Below are 20,690 nucleotides of genomic sequence, written 5' to 3'. Positions count from 1 at the left end.
ATAGGAATATGCCTATTTGTAGCATACAAATGTGGGCGCTGTCACATAGGCACGCAAAACGGACCTTCGAGCTGCGCGAACGTGCGCGAACTAGGGTCTGGCCGCGGCGTGTTGCCCTCTGACACGCACGCTCGCGAGAAAGGAGAGAGAGTGCCTCAGCCCTTGGCTGCGGCGCGGCCTGCGCGACGGCCGTAGAAGCTGCCGTCGCCCAGTGAGATCCCGCTGGCATAGCCCCACGCGGCGACACCCGCGGTGCAACGACCCGCGCCGTAGAGGCCGGGGATGGGGTCGCCGCTGACGTGCAGCACCTCGGAGTCCAGCGTGGTCTTCAGGCCGCCCAGCGTGAAGCCTGCGCAACTTGCGCGTAGGTCGAGCGCGCCGACGGGCGTGCCGATGGGCTTGAGCCATTCGGCTTTCTTGTGCAGCAGCGGATCCTCGCCCCGCGCGGCGGCCTCGTTGTACGCGCTCACCGTCGCTTGCAACGAGCCCGGCGGGAGGCCGATTTCGCCTTCGAGCTCCGCAACGCTGTCGCACACCCAGGTCGCAGGCCGTTTCAGGAACGGTGTCGGCGACGTCGCCGCCATCGCTTCTTCTTGCGCATCACCGTCGATGATCAGGTACGCGGTGTCGTCCTGGTGGTACAGCGTGAGCTGACCGATGCGGCCGGAGTACATATCCTCGGGGACATAGCGCTGCCCACGGCCGTTGACGAGGACGCCCCGGACCGTCTGCTGTGGGTCGACGAGAAATGCCACCTCGGTGGCGTCCATGTGGGCGAGGTCCGCACCCAATGCCTGCGCCATCCGAATCGCTTGGCCGTCATGCTGTTCGATCGATGCCGCGGGTCGGCCGACGAGCTTCGGCGCGTACTGCGCGAGCATCGCGTCGTTGTAGGCGAAGCTACCCGCCGCGAGGACGACGCCACGCCGTGCGTGGATAGCGACCGGCTTGCCGTACTGACGGGCGATCAACCCGGCCACCCGGCCGTCGGACTGCACGACCAACGACGACGCATGGACGTCGTACACCGCGCGCACGCCCAACGAGGTCGCGGTGTCCACCATCGGCTTCATCAGCATGTAGCCGGCACTGGCTTCGCCGGCCTTCTTGTTCGACATCTGCGGAATATGGCCCCGCGGAGCGGGTTTCGCGATGGTGTTGAACGGATAGGCGTTCTCGCCGCCGGTGAACATCAGGCCTTCGTCACCGGGCGGCTCCCAGCCCGGCTCGCCCCAGAACACCGGCTTGAACGGGACGCCGCATTTCACCAGCCAGTCGAAGTGGTCGACGCTGCCGCCGCAGTAGTCGTCGATCCGGTTCGGATCGGCGCCCGGCCCCATCGCCACGTTGAGGAACGCGGCCATGTTGTCGCCGGAATCGTCGAAACCGCAGGCTTGCTGGATTGCGGTGCCGCCACCCAGGTAGATGAAGCCGCCCGCCATGGCGGCCGCGCCGCCCCATCCGCCGGTGCGTTCGAGGACGAGAACGTCGGCGCCGGCCGAGGCGGCCTCGACCGCCGCGGCGACGCCGGCGATGCCGTACCCCGCGATCACGACATCGGCTTCGTAATCCCAACTCTCGATCTGGTCAACAGACTTGGGGTAGACGTCGGTATCCATCGGCTACATCCTCATGGCGGCAGGCGGATCACCCATCCACTGGTGACCCCAGTAGCTGTCGGCGGTGATTTCCTCTGCGGTGTAATACCGTTCGTCGACTCGCATGCCCTCGGTGCCGAATTCAATGTCCCAGTCGCCGGGTGCGCGGACATAGAAGGACACCATCTTGTCGTTGGTGTGCCGGCCCAGCGTCGAGGACAGCTGGAACCCCTCCGCGTTGACCCGGTCCAGCGCCTGCCCGACGGCGTCGAGGCTGTCGACCTCGACCATGACATGCACGACACCGGGCTTGTCCTGGTTCATCGCCGGGCAGATGGCCAAGCTGTGGTGCCGCTCGTTGATGCCGAGGAAGCGCACCCGGATCGGACCGAACTCCGGCGGGGCAGGAACCCGGAAGGCGCCGCGCGACCGGAATCCCAGGACGCCGGTGTAGAAGTCGAAGAGGCCGTTGGCATCGTTGGCCGGCATCACTACGTGGCCTAGTCCTTGGTCGCCCGTGACGAACCGAGCCCCGAACGGGGTGATCACCGGACTGTGGTCGAGCACCGCGCCGTGGAAAACCTCCAGTGTTCTACCCGCGGGATCATCGAAGGTGATCACCTCTTCGACCCGGCGCTCGTCGGCCTCGGTGGCGGAAAGTTCCTTGAACGCGACTCCGGCGGCGTCCAACGTGGCTTTGAGTTCCTCGAGTGCGGCGTGGTCGCGCACCTCCCAGCCGACTGTCAGCACCTGGTCGATATCGCCGGGTACGACGATGATCCGCGCCGCCCGCTCGTCCATCCGCAGGTACAGGGCCGACGGATCGGGACCCGACCCCTCGGCGAATCCCAGTACGCCGAAAGCGAACTGACGCCACCGATCGATATCGCTGGCCGCAACCGTGATGTAGCCAAGGCTCTTCAGAATGCTCATCGGTCAGATCAGCGCCCGCAGCGGACCCTCGGGGTCGACACCGAACGAACTCAGCGCCGACGCGTGATACGGGTTGCCGGGAATGTGGATCGCGTGGGCCAGGCCGGCGTGCGCGTCGCGCCAGTACCGCTGCAGAGGCTTGTCCATCCGCAACGCGTTGCCGCCCGAGCGGGCGAAGATCTGGTCGACGGCGGCGACCGCACGCCACGCCGCGCGCACCTGGGTGCGTCGGCCGGCGGCACGGTCCTCGAAGGACACCTCCTTGCCGGAGTCGACGATGTCGTAGATGCGGTCGACGTTGGCCAGCAGTTCCTGTCGGGCGGCGTTGATGTCGGCGGCGGCCTCGCCGATGGCATACATGACGTAGGGATCGTCCTTGAGCGCACCGTAGGCGCCCAAGCGGTCACGCTGGTAGTCCAGATGGGCGGCGAGCGCACCTTCGGCGATACCGACCACCGCGGACGTGATGCCCAGCGGGAACATCGTCGACCACGGCATCAGGTACAGCGTCGACGTCATCCCCGCCTTGCGCTGGGCCGTGCCGTCCATGACCTCGGTGGCGTCCATCGTCCGGTAGTCGGGCACGAAGGCGTCGCGCACGATGACGTCCTTGGATCCGGTGCCCCGCAGGCCCACGACGTTCCAGGAGTCCTCGACGATCTCATAGTCCTTGCGCGGCAGGATCATGTGCAGCATCCGCGGCGGCATCAGTGGCTTGCCCTCGGAGTCGCCCAGCATCGCGCCGAGGATGATCCATTCGCACTGGTCGGTGCCGGAGCTGAATTGCCAGCGCCCGTTGAAGATGTAGCCGCCTTCGACCGGCTTGGCGACGCCCTGCGGCGCGTACGGCGACGCGACCCAGGTGTCGACGTCGGCGCCCCAGATCTCCTCGGCGACCCGCGGGTCCGCATACGCCAGCTGGTAGGGATGCACTCCGACGACACCGTTGACCCAGCCCGCGGCGGGATCCAGCGAAGCGATGGCCATCACCGTCTCGGCGAACTCGCGTGGATGGACCTCGTAGCCGTTGTACTTGGCGGGCTGAAGCAGCCGGATGTTGCCGGCGGCCTTCATCGCCTTGGTCGTCTCGTCGGTGAGCTGGCCGATCTTCTCCGCCTCGGCGCCCTGCTCACGCAGTTGGCCGGCCATCTCCATCACCCGGTCGATTACCCGCTCGGTCATGATTTCGTCCTTACTTTGATGGGCTTGATTCATGGTGTACCGCAGATCGCTGTCGCGCCGCAGCCAATCCCGATCAGCGGAACGATCGGTTTTCAAAACTCGATGCGCACCAGTTCGGAGACGGGTCGCGACTGGCACGCCAGGATGAGGCCGGCCTGACGATCCGCCGGTTCGAGCACATCGTTGGGTGCCATGTCGACGTCACCCGAGACGACGCTGCACACGCACGAGCCGCACCGCCCTTTGCGGCACGAGTTCGGCACGTCGATGCCCGCGGCGAGGAGCACGTCGACGAGCGTGGCGTGCGGCGGCCAATCGACGCGGTGTCGTTGTCCGTCGAGATCTACCTCAGCTGTGGCCATGCGGTCAGTGTCGGCGCGCGGTGGCGGGTGCCGGCGATGGCCGCCCGGTATCCGGGAGAGCACATTGTGGGCGTCCGGTCACCGGGAAACCGCCCGGCTCGACGCACGCGACGTCCTACCGTGTGGTCGTGAGCAACGAGGCAGGCTTGGATGTCGTCACCGATGTCATTGTCGTCGGTGCAGGGTTCGCCGGAATCTATGCCCTGCACAAGTTCCGGTGTCTCGGATTGACGACGCGGGTGTTCGAGACCGCACCGGAGGTCGGCGGCACCTGGTACTTCAACCGGTACCCCGGTGCGCGCTGCGATGTGGAAAGCGTCGACTACTGCTATTCGTTCTCCGACGATCTCCAGCAGCGGTGGTCGTGGAGCGAGAAGTACGCGACACAGGCCGAGATCTTGCGGTACCTGAACTGGGTCGTCGACGAACTCGATCTGCGTGACGGAATCACTTTCGACACCCGTGTCGCGTCGGCGGTGTTCGACGAAACCACTTCGCGCTGGACGGTCACCACTGACGCCGGTGAGAAGGTCAGGGCACGGTTCTGCGTGATGGCGACGGGACCGCTGTCGGCGGCGTTGACACCTGATTTCCCAGGCCTGTCCACATTCGAAGGCGAGGTCTACCACACCGCGCACTGGCCGAAGGAGAACGTCGACTTCGCCGGTAAGCGGGTCGCAGTGATCGGCACCGGATCGTCGGGCATTCAGTCGATTCCGATGATCGCCGATCAGGCGGAGAAGGTCATCGTCTTCCAACGCACCCCGAATTACAGTGTGCCTGCCGGCAATCGAGCCCTGACGGACGAAGACGTCGCCGACTACAAGGCCGGCTACGACGAGCGACGACGGCTGTCCTGGCGCAGCGGCGGTGGCTCACCGCACATCGCACATCCCAAACTGACGATGGAGGCCACGGCCGAGGAGCGCAGGGCCGCATTCGAAAAGCGGTGGGAACTCGGCGGCGTGCTGTTCTCCAAGACTTTCAGCGACCAGATGACCGACATGGACGCCAACGACGAAGCTCGCAGATTCTGGGAGGATAAGGTCCGCGCCGTCATTGACGATCCCGACGTCGCGGAGCTGCTGATCCCCAACGACCACCCGATCGGCACCAAGCGGATCTGCACCGACACCAACTACTTTCAGACCTTCAACCGTTCGCACGTCGAGCTCGTCAGTGTGCGCCGGACACCCATCGACTCCGTCGATGCCACCGGCATCGTCACCTCCGACGCGCGATTCGACGTCGATGCGATCGTGCTCGCCACCGGGTTCGACGCGATGACGGGTGCGCTAGCCAAGATCGACATCGTCGGCCGGAACGGACACACGTTGCGCGACGACTGGGCCGACGGCCCGCGCACCTATCTCGGATTGTCCGTCGATGATTTTCCGAATCTGTTCATGGTCTCGGGCCCCGGTGCGCCGGCGGTGTTGGCGAACATGGTGCTGCACGCAGAGGCTCACGTGAACTGGATCGCCGATGCCATCACCTATCTCGACGACCACGGTCACACCGCCATCGAGGCGACCGCCGATGCCGTCGAGGACTGGCACGCCGAACTGAACCGCCGGGCCGACGCATCGTTGTTCACGAGAGCCAACTCGTGGTACATGGGGGCGAATGTGCCTGGTAAACCACGCGGTTTCATGCTTTTCATCGGCGGGTTCGCCGCCTACCTCGACATCTGCAACGAAGTCGCGAATGCGGGATACAAGGGGTTCGACCTCGGAAAGGCGCCGTGATGTCGGGACTTGACGGCAAGGTCGTCGTGGTCACCGGTGCGGCCAAGGGCACTGGGCGGGTGCACTGCCAACGGTTCGCCGAAGCGGGCGCGGATGTCATCGCGCTCGATACCGCCGACTTCGCCGACGAATTGCAGGGCACGGCAGCTCAGGTGCGCGATCGGGGTCGGCGATGCGTCGCCGCGACGGCCGACGTGCGTGACGCCGAGACGATGTCTACCGCTATCGACGCCGCCGTCGACGAATTGGGCCGACTCGACGTGGTGATCGCGAACGCCGGCGTGCACACCCCAGGCGCGCCGGTATGGAAGCTCAGCGACGAAACCTGGCAACACACGTTGGACATCAACCTGACCGGGGTGTGGCACACCGTGAAATCGGCGGTGCCACACATCGGCGAGGATGGAGGCTCGGTGGTGATCATCAGCTCCACCAACGGATTACGCGGTACCGCCAACACAGCCCACTACACCTCGTCCAAGCACGCGGTGGTCGGCTTGGCCCGAACGCTGGCCAACGAACTGGGCCCGCAGCGCATCCGGGTCAACACCGTCCATCCGGGTGCGGTCGCCACCCCGATGGTGCTCAACGAAGCGACGTTCCGGCGCCTCTGTCCCGGCATCCCGAACCCGACGGAGGCCGACGCTGCCGAAGTCCTCAAGGCCCGCAACCTGTTGCCGGTGCCCTGGGTCGACCCCGTCGACATCGCCAACGCTGTGGTGTTCCTCGCCTCCGACGAGGCGCGCTACATCACCGGAACCCAAATCGTCGTCGACGCCGGCCTGACGCAGAAGGTATGACAATGGGCCGATTGCAGGGCAAGGTCGCGCTGATCACCGGTGCGGCACGGGGTATCGGGCGCGCGCAGGCGGTGCGGTTCGCCCAGGAGGGCGCTGACGTCATCGCGCTCGACATCTGCGGTCCGGTGGACGGCACCGTCCTCACCCCGCCCGCGACCTCCGCCGATCTCGAAGAGACGGCCCGGCTGGTGTCCGAGGCGGGTGGCCGGATCGTCACCGAGATCGTCGACGTCCGGGACACCGACGCAGTGCAGGCAGCGACCGACCGCGGTGTCGAACAGCTCGGCGGCCTCGACATCGTGTGCGCGACCGCGGGAATCACGTCACGCGAGATGGCATTGGAGATGTCCGAGAACGCTTGGCAGACAATGCTGGACGTCAACTTGAGTGGCGTCTGGCGGACGTGCCGCGCCACGGCCCCGCACCTCATCGAACGCGGAGCCGGATCGATGATCCTGATCAGCTCCATCGCGGGCCTGCGAGGTTTGGTCGGCGTTGCGCATTACACCTCCGCCAAACACGGTGTCGTCGGGCTCATGCGTACCCTCGCCAATGAGCTTGCACCGCACAATATCCGGGTCAACTCGGTGCACCCGACCAACGTCGATACGCCGATGATCCAGAACGACAACGTCCGCAGTGCGTTCCGGCCGGACCTCGAGCACGTCTCCCGCGAGGAGTTCGCCGAGTCGGCCTGTTCGATGAACATGCTGCCGATCCCGTGGGTCGACGCCGTCGACGTCGCCAACGCGTGCCTGTTCCTGGCCTCGGATGAGGCCCGCTACATCACCGCCGTCACACTGCCGGTGGACGCGGGCAGCACGCAGCGCTAGCGGTTCAGGAACGCCAGCACGGCGCTTTCGAACGCATCCTTGGCCTCGATCATCGCCCAGTGTCCGCAGTTGGGGAACACGTGGAGTTCGGCGTTGGGAATGGTGCGCATCGGGATCAAGGCCATGTCCAACGGGCTCACCCGGTCGTCGCGGCCCCACGTCAGCAGCGTCGGTACGGAGAGCTTGTGCATCGTCGCCCAGGGCATCGGAGCGTCGGATGCCCGCATCGCCGCCATCATTCCGGCGAACGCCGCCTTGCCGTACATGCGTCGGGCGCTCTCCAGCGTCCCCGGATCGGTCGCAAGCGCCAACCGTTCCTCGATCAGTTGCTCGGTCACCAGCGCCTGGTCGAAGACCATCGAGTTCAGCCAGTCAACGAGGCGCTGCCGCGTCGGGTCCTCGGTGAATTCCTGCAACAGCCGGATGCCCTCACTGGGACCCGGCGAGAAGATGTTCGTGCCGATCCCGCCGATCGTGACCAGGCGCCGCACCTTCGCCGGCTGATGGGTCGCGTAGTTGATGCCGACTCCGCCACCCATCGAATTGCCGATGATGTCGACGGATTCGAGTCCCAGCGCGTCGACGAACGTGGGCACGGCGCCGAATGCGGTGATCATCGGATGGCCACCGAAGTCGTCGCTCACCCCGAAGCCGGGGAACTCCAGCACGAGACAGCGGAAGTGCTCGGCGAACGTGGGAAGGATGCCGCGGAAGTTTCGCCAGCCCGTCACACCGGGCCCGGAGCCGTGCAGTAGCAACAGGGGAGGACCATCACCCGCCTCGTGATAGCGAAGAACGCCCGCCTCAGTAGGCATCTCGCGAAGCGTCCCGTCATAGGTCAATTCCGCTGTCATCACCGATCCCGTCGCCGACAATTGGGCCATACCTCAGACTGGCATCGTGACATACCGCGCCGCGGCCACCGTCCCGGTGAGCGGGTTATGAGCGCCAGCCGGCCCGGAAAGGAGTCATGACCATGGACGCCAAAACGGTCAGCCGCTTCCTCAACGAGTACCTGGAGGCCTTCGCGGAGTGCGTGCTCGGCGAGCACGAGATCGCCAAACTGCTGGCGTTCTACGGCGTGCCGCTCATCATCACCAGCGACGACGGCGTCACCGCGCTCATGACGGACAGCGAGGTCTCGACCGTCATCCAGGGTCAGGTCGACGGATTACGCGCCCTTCGGTACCGGGGCACCCGGGTGATTCAGTCCGAGGTGGTCGGCCTGAACGCGACGTCGGCGCTGTATCGGGCAAGCCTGTCCCGATACGACGACAAGAGCGACGAAATCGACAGCCCGACAATTACTTACGTTGTGACTAACGCTGACGACGACCTCCGGATATCGATGCTCGCCGCCCACGCCGGCTAGAGCGGCGCACGCTCCGTCGGTGTCGCGGCGTCAAGCGCGGCAGGCGTCGCGAGGTCGAGGTCGAGGACCATCGACTCGAGCGCCCGGCCCCAGCTGTCGTAGTACGGACGCTGTGGATCGGCGGCGATCTCGTCCATCAGCCGCTGCCGGAACGCATCCCACGGCAGACCGAGCTTTTCGACGACCGCGACGGCGATCCCGAATGCCCGCGCCTCCCAGGGTGCGTCGAAGACGAGGTTTCCGTTGTCGCGGGGGAGTGAGTCGTCGTCGGGGATCGTCACAACCGCTGCACGCCGATCATCGAGTCGCGGGTGACGATCCCAGCGAGCTCGCTGGCCGACATACCCTCGGTGCCGTCCGGGCGCATCGGCAGCACGAGATACCTTGCCTCCGAACTGGAGTCCCACACCCGGATCTCGACCTCATCGGGAACGACGGTGCCCATCTCGGCGAGCAGCTTGCGTGGTTCACGCACCGCACGTGCTCGGTAGGCCGGCTCCTTGTACCACTTCGGCGGCAGCCCCAGCGTCGGCCACGGGTAGCAGGAGCACAGCGTGCACACCACCATGTTGTGTACCTCGGGGGTGTTCTCGACGACGACCATGTGCTGGCCCTGCGGCCCACCGAATCCCAGCGCGTCGATCGCCGCGGTCGCGTTGTCGAGGAGCTGCGCCTTGTACTCCGGGTCGGTCCACGCCTTCGCGACGACCTGCGCGCCGTTCATCGGGCCGAGGTTGTCCTCGAGATGCGTCACGATCGCGTCGACCGCCCCGATGTCGAGAATCCCCTTTTCGACGAGGACCGATTCGATCGCGGCGACGCGAGCCTCGATCGGCGCCAGTTCGGCGGGGTGGTGGTGATCTGGGTGTTCGTCAGAGGCCATCGGCATCCTCCAGGTATCGCTCGAACAGGTCGACGTGAACGACCTCGCGATCGCCGCCGCCCTCGCCCCACAGCTCGCGGGAGGTGAAACGGACCGAGTAGAAGGGATCGGTCACCGAACCGCCGTCGTGTGCCTTGATGTCATCGACATCAACCACTCCGTGCACCCGTGCGATGGTGCCGCGCCTGCCCTGGACATAGCGCGGCGCCCGGGTGTGCCCGGGCGGGTGCCATTTCCGGACCTGCACCTCGTCACCGACGGTGTAGCGCGGCTCGGTGCGTGAGGTGAGGTCGTCGGGAAGGACACCGCGGTCCGGCTGTGACAGCGGGAAGCGTCCGCCTGCGCGCTGTTCGAGTTCGTCGAGCGTCGTCAGACCGGCCTCGACGGACCTGGTCGCGATGCCGGTCAGCCAGTGTTCGAAGTAGGGCGACGAGAGGTAATGGCCCGGATCCATCCGCTCGATCGAATGGCGGAAGGCGGGCAGGTTGGCCCGCAGCGGTCCTGAGCCGATGTTGAGGCGGAACACCCGCCGCTCCCAGTCCTCGTGGAACGGTGACTCGTCGCTGTCGTGATCGACAGCGCCGAACCCGGCGATCCCACCGAGGTCGTGCACCCCATCCACAGTTATCGACTTTACGGCGCTCAGACAGCTCAACAGAACGTGTTCGAAAATCGAATCATTCCGCGGTCTTATCGACCGGCTCCAGCTTTTCCACCGAATTCCGCGCGGCCTCGCGTTCGTCCGCGTCGCGGGTGTCCGCGGTGTTGGGCCGGCTGTCGCGTTGCTGATCCAGCGACAACGCCACGCCGAGCGCCAAGAAGAACAGGATGAACAGCGGCGCACCGAGATAGGTGTTCATCGGGCCACCGGGTGAGATGAAACTCCCTGGGGGACCGATGATCGTGATCGTCTCGATCAATTGCTCCACCGCGAATACGGCGGCGACGATCCCAAGCCAGCGCGGGAAACGACCGGCATTGGCGGCCAACAGAATCGGTATCGCCATCATGATGTTCGTGATCGTCAGGATCGGACCCCACATGATCACCACGTCGGTGATCGTCCGTGCGGTCGCGGATCCGAGCTGTTCGGGGTGCAGCGCCAACCCGGCGATGAACCATGTCGCGATCAACACCTGCACCAACAATGCCGCGGCGCCGACGGTGAACACATAGCTGGCCGGCCCCGCCAATCGCTCACGGGCGTATCCGAGCAACACCACCAGCGCGAGGGATCCGAAAGCCAGCAACAGTGCCTGCGCGCGCATTTCGGCCGAGTGCTCGATGACGTGCGCGACAACCGCGGAACCCGGCTTGTCGATGCCGGGGAATCTCGGGACGAGAACCAGTGCAATGGCGCACAGCACCGCGAACGCGATACCGGCCGTCATCGGGGTACGGCGATCCAAAATTGCACCCCCTCGTGCCGCGGTGAGACTCATGGCGCGGACACCGGTCAACCACTTTAGACAACGCAACTATCCACAACCGTCATTTGATCCCCAGCGCACGCCGCGTGTCGCCCGATCGCGGCGGTCGAGGTCCGACGTCGGGCCTACTTTCGCCTCATGCGAACGGAATTGCCCACCGAGCGCCTCCATCGCCGTCTCGGCGCGGAGAGCGAGCCCGACACCGACACCGACGGCGAGCCCCAGCCCGACACGTTGCTATCGAGGTGGCTGCCCGACGCCAAGGCGGGCGGACCATCGAGTTGGGTGGCGGCCGTGCGAGCCGATCCGGGAAAAGCCGGGGTCATCGCCTTGGGCGTCGTGGGCGTCATTGCAGTGTTGGTGACGTTGTTCACGCTGGCGCGCGACGACTCGCCACCGGTGACGTCGGCGAAACTGCCACCCGTGCAGATGGTCTCGTCGGCGACTCCGACACCGGGCGCACCGGCGCCGGAGGCGCCCGTCGTGGTCAGCGTGGTCGGTCTTGTCGGGAAGCCCGGCGTGGTCACGCTGGATCCGGGCGCCCGGATCGCCGATGCGCTCGCCGCCGCGGGTGGGCCGCTCGACGGCGCAGATCTGCTGGGACTGAACATGGCCAGACGCCTCGCCGATGGTGAGCAGATCGTCGTCGGCATCGCACCGGTGCCGGGAGAGCCGGCGTCGATGGGCAGCTCGATCAGCCCGGGCACCAGCTCGGCGGCTTCGCCTAGCGCCGCTCCGGATTCCGGAGACACCGCGCCGCCGGACGGCCCGGTGAATCTCAACACCGCCACCCTCGAGCAGTTGGACACCCTTCCCGGGATCGGTCCGGTGACCGCGGCCGCGATCGTCGCGTGGCGTGACGCCAACGGACGCTTCAGCAGCGTCGACCAACTCGGCGACGTCGACGGCATCGGTCCGGCAAGGCTGGACAAGCTGCGCGACCGCGTCCATGTATGACCTCGATCGACCCGGGCGTCACGCGACTCGATCTGCGCCTGGTACCGGCGGCGCTCACCGGCTGGTCGGTGACCGCAGCCGGAATCCTCTGGAACGCAGCCGGTTTGGTGATCGCGTTGACGGTAGCAATCGCTACCACCGCTGTGGCGGGGTGGTGGTCGCGTGGCCGCCGGGACGGTGCGGCCGATCGCGGGATCGGGGCGGGGGTGCTCGCGGTCGCGGTGGTCGGTGCGGCGTTCGCGATCTCGGTCGGACTGCGCGTCGAGTCGCTGGTTGAGCATCCGATCACCGAGCGGTACGGCACGGTCGCCTCCGTCGTGGTCACGCCGGTGGAGAGCGGGCGCGTTATCGGCGGCAGCCGGATGCTTTTCCGTGCCTCACTGGGGACGCTCGACGGGCACGAGGTGAGCGGAAGGGTCGTCGTGTTCGCCTCGGCCGCCGAGTTTTCGGAGCTGTCCGCGGGCCGTCCCGTCGCGTTCGATGCCCGGATCGGCCGACCGACGCGCCGCGACCTGACTGTGGCCGTGCTCTCGGCGACGGGTAAGCCCACATGGGGTGAGGCGGCGACGGTGCATCGGGCCGCCTATGAGGTCCGTGCCGCTTTCGCCGAGGCCGCGCGCGGTGCCCTTCCCGCGGATCAGGCGGCGATGCTGCCCGCCCTGGTCCTCGGCGACACTTCCGGGGTCTCGCCGCAGACGACCGAGGAGTTCAGAGCGGCGGGCTTGACCCACTTGACCGCGGTATCCGGCGCCAACGTGACGATCGTGTGCGGTGCCGTGCTGTTGAGTGCGGGACTTGTCGGTCCGCGGGTGGCGGTTATGCTCGCGGCGTTCGCGCTGCTGGTCTTCGTGATCGTGGTGCAGCCGTCGGCGAGCGTGTTACGCGCTGCGATCATGGGCGCGGTCACGCTGTTGGCGGTGGTGTCTCACCGGCGTCGTCAGGCGATTCCGGCTCTGTCAGCGACGGTCCTGATGCTGATGATCGCGGCACCGGAACTCGCTGTCGATGTGGGGTTCGCGCTGTCGGTGTCGGCGACCGCGGCGTTGGTCGTGATCGCTCCCGCGTGGTCGCGGCGGCTGGTCTGCCGCGGCTGGCCCAAGCCGCTCGCCGATGCGGTGTGCGTCGCCGTCGCCGCCCAACTCGTCACCGCGCCGCTCATCGCGGGGATATCCGGCAGCTTCAGCGTGATGTCGGTGGCCGCCAATCTGGCTGTCGCTGCGGCCATCCCGCCGATCACCGTCGTCGGGACCGCTGCCGCGGCCCTGTGCCCGCTCTGGCCAGCCGGCGCGGACCTGCTGATCCGGTTCACCGGACCCGAATTGTGGTGGCTGCTCAAGGTTGCGCATCTGTCGGCCAACGTCCCGGGTGCGACGGTCACCGTACCGTCGGGGCTGCTGGGTGTGATCACCGTCGCGGCGACGGGAGTCGCGGTGGTCGCGTTGTGGCGGTGGTGCTGGACCCGGAAGCGTCTGCGTAGCGATCGTCGTCGGGCTGGCGTGGACGGTGTCTGGTGTGTCAGGCGCCCATGACACGATCGTGGGGTGAGTGAGGACGCTGCACGCCTACACCTGGTGCTCGGTGACGAAGAGCTGCTGGTCGAGAGGGCGGTAGCCGCTGTGCTCAAAGGTGCCCGCAAGCGAGCGGGCACCGACGATGTCCCGGTGGACCGGCTGCGTGCCGGCGAGGTCAGCACCAGCGAGCTCGCCGAGCTGCTGAGCCCGTCGCTGTTCGCCGAAGAACGGGTGGTCGTGCTGGAGTCGGCAGCCGAGGCGGGCAAGGACGCGGTCGCGCTCATCTCCGAGGTCGCCGCGGACCTGCCGTCCGGAACCGAGTTGATCGTGGTGCATTCGGGCGGCGGCCGGGCCAAAGCGCTGGCCGACAAGCTCAAAAACCTTGGCGCACAAGTCTATCCATGCGCCAAGATCACGAAGTTCGCTGAGCGTACCGATTTCGTCCGACGCGAGTTCCGCTCGCTGAAGATCAAGGTCAGCGACGACACCGTGACCGCGCTGCTTGACGCCGTCGGCTCCGACATCCGTGACCTGGCCTCGGTGTGCTCGCAATTGGTTGCCGACACCGATGGTGAGGTCAACGCCGCGGCCGTGCGGCGGTACCACTCCGGCAAGGCCGAGGTGAAGGGGTTCGACATCGCCGACAAGGCGGTAGTCGGCGATGTCGCAGGTGCCGCCGAAGCGCTGCGCTGGGCGATGCTGGCCGGCGAGCCGCAGGTCGTTTTGGCCGACGCGCTGGCCGAGGCTGTGCACACGATCGCGCGCGTGGCGCCGTTGTCGGGCGATCCCTACCGGCTGGCGTCGGAGCTGGGCATGCCGCCGTGGCGGGTACAGAAGGCGCAGAAGCAAGCCAGACGATGGTCGCGGGGCTCGATCGCGGAAGCGATGCAGCTCGTCGCGGCGTTGAACGCGGACGTCAAGGGAGCCGCAGCGGACGCCGACTACGCGTTGGAGTCAGCGGTGCGGAAGGTCGCCGAACTAGTGGCTGACTGACCTGATCAGATCTTGTTGATGGCGCGTGAGAGCGCAGACTTGCGGTTGGCGGCCTGGTTCTTGTGGATCACGCCTTTGCTGGCAGCCTTGTCGAGCTGACGGCTGGTCTTCACCAGCAACTCGTTGGCCTTGTCCTTGTCGCCGGCCTCGACAGCCTCACGGAATCCGCGGACCGCAGTGTGAAGCGACGATTTGACCGACTTGTTGCGCACCCTGCGGCGCTCGTTGGTCTTGATGCGCTTTTCCTGCGACTTGATGTTGGCCACGCGTGTTTTCCTTCGTAAATCCAGGTTGGCTTGGTTGCAAAGTATTTTTGGGACTTCATGCGCCCCCTGACCCTGCGGGCAGCGAGGGTTCAGATTACCAGCGCAGTGGGTAAATGCCCAAAGTGAGCTCGCTGGCCTGCCGAAACGCTGCAGTTAGTGCAGCATGTCAATGGTGAGCCTTCGAACACTGCCCACCGACAGCTCGCGATCATCGCGGACGCGCCCGCAGAAGCCCCGGCGCCATGACGGTGTTTTCGGCGGTTACAACAGCCTCGGCAGCTATTCGAAGGCCTTCGACGAGATGTTCGACGCCCAGGGCAACGTTCGCGGCCCCTACAAGGGCATCTTCGCCGAGCTGGAGCCGTCGGATGCCTCTGAGCTGGCGGCCCGCGCCGACGCCCTCGGACGTGCCTTCATCGACCAGGGCATCACGTTTTCCCTCTCCGGCCAGGAGCGGCCGTTTCCGCTGGATCTCGTCCCTCGGGTGATCTCGGCGGCGGAGTGGACCCGGCTCGAGAAGGGGATCACCCAGCGGGTGAAGGCGTTGGAGGCCTATCTCGACGACATCTATGGCGAGCAGGAGATTCTGCGCGACGGCATCATCCCGCGTCGGCTGGTCACGTCGTGCGAGCACTTCCACCGGCAGGCGGTCGGCATATCCCCGCCCAACGGTGTGCGCATCCACGTCGCGGGCATCGACCTCGTCCGTGATGCGCAGGGTGCCTTCAGGGTGCTGGAGGACAACCTGCGCTCCCCGTCGGGCGTCTCGTACGTCATGGAGAACCGGCGCACGATGGCGCGGGTCTTTCCCAATCTGTTCGCCACGCACCGGGTGCGGGCCGTCGGCGACTACTCATCGCATCTGCTGCGGGCGCTGCGCAACGCGGCCGCCTCCAACGAGGCCGATCCCACCGTCGTCGTGCTGACGCCTGGCGTCTACAACTCGGCGTATTTCGAACACTCGCTGCTGGCCCGGCAGATGGGCGTCGAGCTCGTGGAGGGTCGCGACCTGTTCTGCCGCGACAACACCGTCTACATGCGCACCACAGCGGGCGAGCGCCAGGTTGACGTCATCTACCGGCGCATCGACGACGACTTCCTGGACCCGATGCAGTTCAATCCCAACTCGGTGCTGGGGGTCGCGGGCCTGCTCAACGCGGCGCGGGCGGGCAACGTCGTCATCTCCAGCGCGGTCGGCAACGGCGTCGGCGACGACAAGCTCGTGTACACCTACGTGCCGACGATCATCGAGTACTACCTGGGTGAGAAGCCGCTTCTGGCCAACGTCGACACCTACCGGTGCTGGCTCGACGAGGAACGTGAGGAAGTTCTCGACCGGGTGGACGAACTGGTCATCAAACCGGTCGAAGGTTCGGGCGGCTACGGCATCGTGTTCGGCCCCGACGCGTCGGAGAAGGAACTCGCCGCGATCACCAAGAAGATCCGCAGCGACCCGCGCGGCTGGATCGCACAACCGGTCGTTCAGCTGTCCACCGTCCCGACCCAGATCGACGACAGCCTCGCACCCCGGCACGTCGACCTGCGCCCGTTCGCCGTCAACGACGGTGACGACGTCTGGGTGCTGCCCGGTGGCCTGACGCGGGTGGCTCTGCCCGAAGGTTCGCTGGTCGTCAACTCCAGCCAGGGTGGGGGATCCAAGGACACCTGGGTGCTGGCGTCGCGGACGTCGGCGGCCGACCGTGAACTCGCCGCGGCCGAAGTGGTGCGCTCGCTGCCCAAGGCGCCCAAGGCGCCGAAGAACGGGGATAGCGCCGAAAGCTCGCAACAGCAGCAACAACAACAGTCGCAGCCGTCGCGCGCCACGAATGGATCACAAAGTCAGCAACAGCAACAACAGCAAGCGCAAGGAGGCCAATGATGTTGGCCCGCAACGCTGAATCGCTGTACTGGATCGGACGCTACGTCGAGCGTGCCGACGACACCGCCCGCATCCTCGACGTGACGGTCCACCAACTCCTTGAGGACTCCAGCGTCGACCCCGATCAGGCGTCGCGGACGCTTCTGCGCGTGCTCGGCATCGAGCCACCCAAAGAGTCGCTGGACGTCTGGTCATTGACCGACATCGTCGCCTTCAGCCAGGACTCACACGGCGCGTGCTCGATCGTCGAGGCCATCTCGGCCGCGCGCGAGAATGCCCGCGGTGCCCGCGAGGTCACCTCGACGGAGATCTGGGAGTGCCTCAACACCACCTACAACGCGCTCGCCGAACGTGAGCGCGCAGCCAAACGCTTAGGGCCGCACGAATTCCTGTCGTTCGTCGAGGGCCGCGCGGCGATGTTCGCGGGTTTGGCGGACTCGACGCTCAGCCGCGACGACGGCTATCGGTTCATGGTGCTGGGCCGCGCGATCGAACGGGTCGACATGACCGTGCGGCTGCTGCTGGCCCGCGTCGGCGACAGCGCCTCGTCGCCGGCGTGGGTGACGGTGTTGCGTTCGGCGGGTGCGCACGACACGTATCTACGCACCTATCGCGGCGTGTTGGATGCGGGTCGTGTCGTCGAGTTCATGTTGCTGGACCGGCTTTTCCCGCGATCTGTCATGTACTCGCTGCGGCTGGCCGAACACAGCCTCGACGAATTGCATCACCGGGCGCTCAATCGCGTCGGCGCCACCGCGGAGACTCAACGATTGTTGGGTCGTGCGCGTAGTGAGTTGGAATTCCTGCGCCCCGGCGCGCTGCTGGATTCGCTCGAGGAACGCCTCGCCGGGTTGCAGAAAACCTGTGCCGATGTCGGGGAAGCGTTGGCGCTGGAGTACTTCCACTCCGCGCCGTGGGTCGCGTGGACGGACGCGGGCCACCACGGCTCCTTGGTGATCGAAGAAGGTGAAGTCTGATGTGGCGGCTGCGGGTGGTGCATTCCACCGGATACGCCTATAAGTCACCGGTGACGGCATCGTTCAACGAGGCCAGATTGACACCACGGTCCGACGGCCGGCAGAACGTCATCCTGAACCGCGTCGAAACCGTCCCCGCGACAAGGTCATACCGCTACCTGGATTACTGGGGGACGGCGGTGACGGCGTTCGACTTGCACGCCCCGCACACCGAGCTGGAGGTGACCTCGTCGTCGGTGGTGGAGACCAACCTCGGAGCGATGCCGAAAGATGATGTCAGCTGGGAAGATCTGCGGTCAGAAGCGGTGATCGACCGGTTCGATGAAGTGCTCACCCCGACTGACTACACGCCGGAGAGTAAGCGGATCGCGAGGGTGGGACAACGCATCGCCAAGGATCACGCCCCACGTGAAGCCGTTACCGCTGCGGCGAATTGGGTGCACAGCGAACTGGAATACGTTCCAGGGACCACCGGCGTGCACTCGTCCGGACTGGATGCGCACCGCGAGGGCAAGGGTGTCTGTCAGGACTTCGCGCATCTAACCCTGATTCTGCTGCGCAGCATGGGAATTCCCGCCCGCTATGTGTCGGGGTATCTGCATCCCAACAAGAGGGCCAAGATCGACGACACCATCGACGGACAGAGCCACGCGTGGGTGCAGGCGTGGACGGGTGGGTGGTGGAACTACGACCCCACGAACGACGCCGCGATCAACGAGCAGTACATCAGCGTCGGCGTCGGCCGAGATTACTCGGATGTCAGCCCACTCAAGGGCATCTATTCCGGCGAAGGCTCGACCGACCTCGACGTCGTCGTGGAGATCACCCGCCTGGCGTGAGGCCCGCCGAAACTGAACTCATATCGGAATTCACGTGAAAATCGGTGCATGAGTTCAGTTTCGCCAGGACCGCTACGCCCCAAGGGTGGCCTGAATGTCGCCCTTCATCGCGTTGAGCTGCGAACCCCAGTAGGCCCAGTCGTGGATACCGTTCGGCGGGAAGTTGAAGGTTCCATTGCTGCCACCGTCGGCCACATACTGCTGCTGGAAATTCTTGTTGCTGTCCAGCGTGATGCTCTCGAGTACCTGGCCGGGAAGACCGGTGTCACCCAACTCGCCGGGCCTGCCGTTACCGCAGTACACCCAGATTCGCGTGCCGTTGTTGACCAGTCGGCTGACGTTGACCGTCGGATCGTTGCGCTGCCAGGCCGGTCCGCCGCCGGGGCCCCACATCGCGCTGGCGTCAAACCCGCCGGCATCGCGCATCGAGACGCCGACCAGCGTCGGCCAGATTCCCTCGGACAGGTTCAGGAAGCCCGAAAGCGAACCGGCGTAGACGAACTGATTGGGGTGGTACGCCGCCAGGATCAGTGCTGAGCTGCCCGACATGGACAGTCCCACCACGGCATTGCCGCTGGGGGAGATGCCCTTATTGGCCGATAGGTAGGCGGGCAGCTCCGAGGTCAGGAACGTCTCCCACTGGTAGTTATAGGTTTGGCCGTTGCCGACCGCCGGACCCTGCCAGTTGGTGTAGAAGCTGGACATTCCGCCTACGGGCATGACCACTGACAACCCGGACTGGTAATAGTCCTCGAACGCGGCGGTCTCGATGTCCCAGCCGTTGTTGTCGTCGCGCGCGCGAAGGCCGTCGAGGAGGTAGACGGCATGTGTGCCGCCGCCCTGAAACCTGACCGGGATGTCACGGCCCATCGCCGCCGACGGCACCATCAGCGTCTCGACGGGCAGACCGGGACGGGAGTATGCGACGGCTGACCCCGTACCGCCTGCGACTGCGATCAGCCCTGGCAATACCAGGGCGGCCAGAGCACCGGCGAAGAGCCTGCGCGTCCATCTGTTCATCAATGTCATGTGTTTCGCACATCTTTCGGGTAGTGCCGCATCACTGCGGTCTTCGAATCAAGATCTACGGACCGGCGCTCCCGACGCAGCCGGTTGAGGTGCACCTGCTTCACACCTGCCGTAAAGGGCGAGCGTCGTTCAACGGCGCCGCCAATGAGTTCGTCGGCCAGCGACAACCCCACGTTACGTACGCCGGCGCCGCTCCGCCGGGATCGTCATTCTTCGGTCATGACTGGGGACTTGGCGCAGACGCCAGGATGGACCTCGACGCGGTGCAGGTCGTCACCAACCTCGATCTGCCGATCGAAGGCCGTCGCCGCCAGTGCACGCCACTCGTCTTCCTTGCCTGGCGCGATCGCGGGCACGTAGTGCGTGAGGACGAGAATGCCCACCCCAGCCCGTGTCGCTGTCTCCGCCGCCTGCTCGACGGAGGAGTGGTAGTCGCAGATATCCCTGATGCGCTGCATCGGCATGGCGTCGATGAGATCCTTGCGAATCACTGTGTGCACCAACGCACCTGCGCCGGAGGCCAGGGTGTCGAGTGTTTCACACGGCACCGTGTCGCCGGCCAGCACGACCGAGGCCCCGGTGTGCTCGACTCGAAAGCCGATGGTGGGTGCCACCGGTCGGTGGTCGGTCGGTGCGACGCGAATCTGTACGCCGTCGCGATCCCACACCGGACCGTCGGTGTATTCGAACACCTCCACCGGAGGCGGCGAGTTGAGATCCGCATGGTGGGCGATGCGGTACCCGATATCGAACCCGAACGCCTTGAGCGTGTTCTCGACCACGTCGGCGGTGCCGGGCGGACCGATGATGGGCAGTGGCGCGGGATCCGGGGTGAACGTGGACACCCAGCGGGTGATGATCACATCGCCCAGATCGGCGATGTGGTCACTGTGCAGGTGGGTCAGCAGCAGCGCGGTTAGCGCGTTGGCTCCGGTGCCCGCGGCGGTGAGTCGCTGTTGGACGCCACGGCCGCAGTCGATCAGGAACGTCTGGCCGCCCGCTCGCACGAGCGTCGACGGACCTGCGCGGTTCGCGTCGGGGATAGGGCTTCCGGTACCGAGCAGCGTGACCTCGATCATGGGGCTAGATATACCCCCC

The 20,690-nt window shown here is 66.0% G+C and carries 21 protein-coding genes and 1 pseudogene; 10 read left to right on the top strand and 12 right to left on the bottom strand.

Annotation, left to right across the window (positions count from 1 at the left end; all coding sequences use genetic code 11):
- Nucleotides 1-155: 155 nt before the first annotated feature.
- The 4 genes from ACIA48_RS26955 to ACIA48_RS26940 all read right to left on the bottom strand — a co-directional run bounded on the left by ACIA48_RS26955 (nt 156) and on the right by ACIA48_RS26940 (nt 4,075).
- Nucleotides 156-1,619, bottom strand: a complete 1,464-nt coding sequence (locus ACIA48_RS26955; RefSeq protein ID WP_396738848.1) for an FAD-dependent oxidoreductase — start codon at nt 1,617-1,619, stop codon at nt 156-158.
- A gap of 3 nt (nt 1,620-1,622) precedes the next feature.
- Entirely contained in the window at nt 1,623-2,531 is a 909-nt protein-coding gene (gene bphC, locus ACIA48_RS26950; RefSeq protein WP_396738847.1) for a biphenyl-2,3-diol 1,2-dioxygenase, read from the bottom strand.
- 3 nt (nt 2,532-2,534) lie between these two features.
- Entirely contained in the window at nt 2,535-3,713 is a 1,179-nt protein-coding gene (locus tag ACIA48_RS26945) for an acyl-CoA dehydrogenase family protein (RefSeq protein WP_396738845.1), read from the bottom strand.
- Nucleotides 3,714-3,805: 92 nt separating this feature from the next.
- Nucleotides 3,806-4,075, bottom strand: a complete 270-nt coding sequence (locus ACIA48_RS26940) for a 2Fe-2S iron-sulfur cluster-binding protein (RefSeq protein ID WP_396738843.1) — start codon at nt 4,073-4,075, stop codon at nt 3,806-3,808.
- A gap of 128 nt (nt 4,076-4,203) precedes the next feature.
- Here ACIA48_RS26940 and ACIA48_RS26935 point away from each other — a divergent pair, with 128 nt between their 5' ends.
- The 3 genes from ACIA48_RS26935 to ACIA48_RS26925 are packed head-to-tail and all read left to right on the top strand — an operon-like array spanning nt 4,204 to nt 7,456.
- Nucleotides 4,204-5,823, top strand: a complete 1,620-nt coding sequence (locus ACIA48_RS26935; RefSeq protein ID WP_396738842.1) for a flavin-containing monooxygenase — start codon at nt 4,204-4,206, stop codon at nt 5,821-5,823.
- Nucleotides 5,823-6,623 carry a mycofactocin-coupled SDR family oxidoreductase gene (locus ACIA48_RS26930; RefSeq protein ID WP_396738840.1) on the top strand — a complete coding sequence of 267 codons (801 nt, stop codon included), beginning with the start codon at nt 5,823-5,825 and terminating at the stop codon, nt 6,621-6,623. The genes ACIA48_RS26935 and ACIA48_RS26930 overlap by 1 nt, the downstream gene beginning before the upstream one ends.
- Nucleotides 6,624-6,625: 2 nt before the next feature.
- Complete coding sequence (locus tag ACIA48_RS26925) at nt 6,626-7,456, top strand: mycofactocin-coupled SDR family oxidoreductase (protein WP_396738838.1); 831 nt, start codon at nt 6,626-6,628, stop codon at nt 7,454-7,456.
- Here the strand turns inward: ACIA48_RS26925 and ACIA48_RS26920 are convergent.
- The gene (locus tag ACIA48_RS26920) at nt 7,453-8,310 is read right to left on the bottom strand and encodes an alpha/beta fold hydrolase (RefSeq protein WP_396738836.1); all 858 of its coding nucleotides are present in this window, start codon (nt 8,308-8,310) and stop codon (nt 7,453-7,455) included. The genes ACIA48_RS26925 and ACIA48_RS26920 overlap by 4 nt on opposite strands.
- A gap of 122 nt (nt 8,311-8,432) precedes the next feature.
- Here ACIA48_RS26920 and ACIA48_RS26915 point away from each other — a divergent pair, with 122 nt between their 5' ends.
- Complete coding sequence (locus tag ACIA48_RS26915) at nt 8,433-8,828, top strand: hypothetical protein (RefSeq protein WP_396738835.1); 396 nt, start codon at nt 8,433-8,435, stop codon at nt 8,826-8,828.
- Here ACIA48_RS26915 and ACIA48_RS26910 read toward each other — a convergent pair.
- From ACIA48_RS26910 to ACIA48_RS26895, 4 genes are read right to left on the bottom strand one after another with little or no spacing between them, the layout of a single operon-like run.
- The gene (locus tag ACIA48_RS26910; protein WP_396738834.1) at nt 8,825-9,109 is read right to left on the bottom strand and encodes a nitrile hydratase accessory protein; all 285 of its coding nucleotides are present in this window, start codon (nt 9,107-9,109) and stop codon (nt 8,825-8,827) included. The two genes, ACIA48_RS26915 and ACIA48_RS26910, sit on opposite strands and share 4 nt — an antisense overlap.
- A complete protein-coding gene (gene nthA / locus ACIA48_RS26905; protein ID WP_396738833.1) occupies nt 9,106-9,711 on the bottom strand; it encodes a nitrile hydratase subunit alpha in 606 nt (201 codons plus the stop codon). Before nthA ends, ACIA48_RS26910 begins: the two co-directional genes overlap by 4 nt.
- Entirely contained in the window at nt 9,701-10,333 is a 633-nt protein-coding gene (gene nthB, locus ACIA48_RS26900; protein WP_396738832.1) for a nitrile hydratase subunit beta, read from the bottom strand. The genes nthA and nthB overlap by 11 nt, the downstream gene beginning before the upstream one ends.
- A gap of 55 nt (nt 10,334-10,388) precedes the next feature.
- Nucleotides 10,389-11,120 carry a hypothetical protein gene (locus tag ACIA48_RS26895; RefSeq protein ID WP_396738830.1) on the bottom strand — a complete coding sequence of 244 codons (732 nt, stop codon included), beginning with the start codon at nt 11,118-11,120 and terminating at the stop codon, nt 10,389-10,391.
- A 159-nt stretch (nt 11,121-11,279) separates the two neighbouring features.
- On the opposite strand from ACIA48_RS26895, the gene ACIA48_RS26890 reads away from it, so the two are divergent.
- The 3 genes and pseudogenes from ACIA48_RS26890 (at nt 11,280) to holA (ending at nt 14,602) form a co-directional block, all read left to right on the top strand.
- Nucleotides 11,280-12,098 (top strand): ComEA family DNA-binding protein, encoded by an 819-nt coding sequence (locus ACIA48_RS26890; RefSeq protein ID WP_396738829.1) that lies wholly within the window; start codon nt 11,280-11,282, stop codon nt 12,096-12,098.
- Nucleotides 12,095-13,643, top strand: a pseudogene (locus ACIA48_RS26885) (ComEC/Rec2 family competence protein). Before ACIA48_RS26890 ends, ACIA48_RS26885 begins: the two are co-directional and overlap by 4 nt.
- Nucleotides 13,640-14,602: a DNA polymerase III subunit delta gene (holA, locus tag ACIA48_RS26880; RefSeq protein WP_396738827.1), complete on the top strand. Its 963-nt coding sequence runs from the start codon at nt 13,640-13,642 to the stop codon at nt 14,600-14,602. The pseudogene ACIA48_RS26885 and the gene holA overlap by 4 nt, the downstream one beginning before the upstream one ends.
- Nucleotides 14,603-14,607: 5 nt before the next feature.
- On the opposite strand, the gene rpsT is transcribed toward holA, so the two are convergent.
- A complete protein-coding gene (rpsT, locus tag ACIA48_RS26875) occupies nt 14,608-14,868 on the bottom strand; it encodes a 30S ribosomal protein S20 (RefSeq protein WP_396738825.1) in 261 nt (86 codons plus the stop codon).
- Between the two features lie 301 nt (nt 14,869-15,169).
- Here rpsT and ACIA48_RS26870 point away from each other — a divergent pair, with 301 nt between their 5' ends.
- Genes ACIA48_RS26870 through ACIA48_RS26860 form a run of 3 tightly spaced genes read left to right on the top strand, consistent with a single transcriptional unit; the run spans nt 15,170 to nt 18,563 of the window.
- Nucleotides 15,170-16,747: a circularly permuted type 2 ATP-grasp protein gene (locus ACIA48_RS26870; protein ID WP_396739504.1), complete on the top strand. Its 1,578-nt coding sequence runs from the start codon at nt 15,170-15,172 to the stop codon at nt 16,745-16,747.
- The gene (locus tag ACIA48_RS26865; RefSeq protein ID WP_396738823.1) at nt 16,747-17,724 is read left to right on the top strand and encodes an alpha-E domain-containing protein; all 978 of its coding nucleotides are present in this window, start codon (nt 16,747-16,749) and stop codon (nt 17,722-17,724) included. Before ACIA48_RS26870 ends, ACIA48_RS26865 begins: the two co-directional genes overlap by 1 nt.
- Nucleotides 17,724-18,563 (top strand): transglutaminase domain-containing protein, encoded by an 840-nt coding sequence (locus ACIA48_RS26860; protein WP_396738821.1) that lies wholly within the window; start codon nt 17,724-17,726, stop codon nt 18,561-18,563. Before ACIA48_RS26865 ends, ACIA48_RS26860 begins: the two co-directional genes overlap by 1 nt.
- Nucleotides 18,564-18,635: 72 nt before the next feature.
- Here ACIA48_RS26860 and ACIA48_RS26855 read toward each other — a convergent pair whose 3' ends face one another.
- Nucleotides 18,636-19,592, bottom strand: coding sequence for an esterase family protein (locus ACIA48_RS26855; protein WP_396738819.1), 957 nt, complete (start codon nt 19,590-19,592; stop codon nt 18,636-18,638).
- 206 nt (nt 19,593-19,798) lie between these two features.
- Nucleotides 19,799-20,671, bottom strand: a complete 873-nt coding sequence (locus ACIA48_RS26850) for a ribonuclease Z (protein ID WP_396738817.1) — start codon at nt 20,669-20,671, stop codon at nt 19,799-19,801.
- Between the last annotated feature and the right edge of the window lie 19 nt (nt 20,672-20,690).

Source organism: Mycobacterium sp. NPDC051804, from assembly GCF_044452905.1.
Taxonomy (GTDB): domain Bacteria; phylum Actinomycetota; class Actinomycetes; order Mycobacteriales; family Mycobacteriaceae; genus Mycobacterium.
This window is presented reverse-complemented; position numbering and strand designations above follow the sequence as displayed.

Excerpts from the sequence above, each read along its gene's own strand:
- nthA (WP_396738833.1), bottom strand. The coding sequence starts at position 9,711 with ATGGCCTCTGACGAACACCCAGATCACCACCACCCCGCCGAACTGGCG.
- ACIA48_RS26855 (WP_396738819.1), bottom strand. The coding sequence starts at position 19,592 with ATGACATTGATGAACAGATGGACGCGCAGGCTCTTCGCCGGTGCTCTG.
- ACIA48_RS26925 (WP_396738838.1), top strand. The coding sequence starts at position 6,626 with ATGGGCCGATTGCAGGGCAAGGTCGCGCTGATCACCGGTGCGGCACGG.
- ACIA48_RS26860 (WP_396738821.1), top strand. The coding sequence starts at position 17,724 with ATGTGGCGGCTGCGGGTGGTGCATTCCACCGGATACGCCTATAAGTCA.
- ACIA48_RS26945 (WP_396738845.1), bottom strand. The coding sequence starts at position 3,713 with ATGACCGAGCGGGTAATCGACCGGGTGATGGAGATGGCCGGCCAACTG.
- ACIA48_RS26915 (WP_396738835.1), top strand. The coding sequence starts at position 8,433 with ATGGACGCCAAAACGGTCAGCCGCTTCCTCAACGAGTACCTGGAGGCC.
- ACIA48_RS26920 (WP_396738836.1), bottom strand. The coding sequence starts at position 8,310 with ATGACAGCGGAATTGACCTATGACGGGACGCTTCGCGAGATGCCTACT.
- ACIA48_RS26890 (WP_396738829.1), top strand. The coding sequence starts at position 11,280 with ATGCGAACGGAATTGCCCACCGAGCGCCTCCATCGCCGTCTCGGCGCG.
- ACIA48_RS26850 (WP_396738817.1), bottom strand. The coding sequence starts at position 20,671 with ATGATCGAGGTCACGCTGCTCGGTACCGGAAGCCCTATCCCCGACGCG.
- ACIA48_RS26930 (WP_396738840.1), top strand. The coding sequence starts at position 5,823 with ATGTCGGGACTTGACGGCAAGGTCGTCGTGGTCACCGGTGCGGCCAAG.
- ACIA48_RS26865 (WP_396738823.1), top strand. The coding sequence starts at position 16,747 with ATGTTGGCCCGCAACGCTGAATCGCTGTACTGGATCGGACGCTACGTC.
- ACIA48_RS26955 (WP_396738848.1), bottom strand. The coding sequence starts at position 1,619 with ATGGATACCGACGTCTACCCCAAGTCTGTTGACCAGATCGAGAGTTGG.
- ACIA48_RS26870 (WP_396739504.1), top strand. The coding sequence starts at position 15,170 with ATGTTCGACGCCCAGGGCAACGTTCGCGGCCCCTACAAGGGCATCTTC.
- bphC (WP_396738847.1), bottom strand. The coding sequence starts at position 2,531 with ATGAGCATTCTGAAGAGCCTTGGCTACATCACGGTTGCGGCCAGCGAT.
- ACIA48_RS26940 (WP_396738843.1), bottom strand. The coding sequence starts at position 4,075 with ATGGCCACAGCTGAGGTAGATCTCGACGGACAACGACACCGCGTCGAT.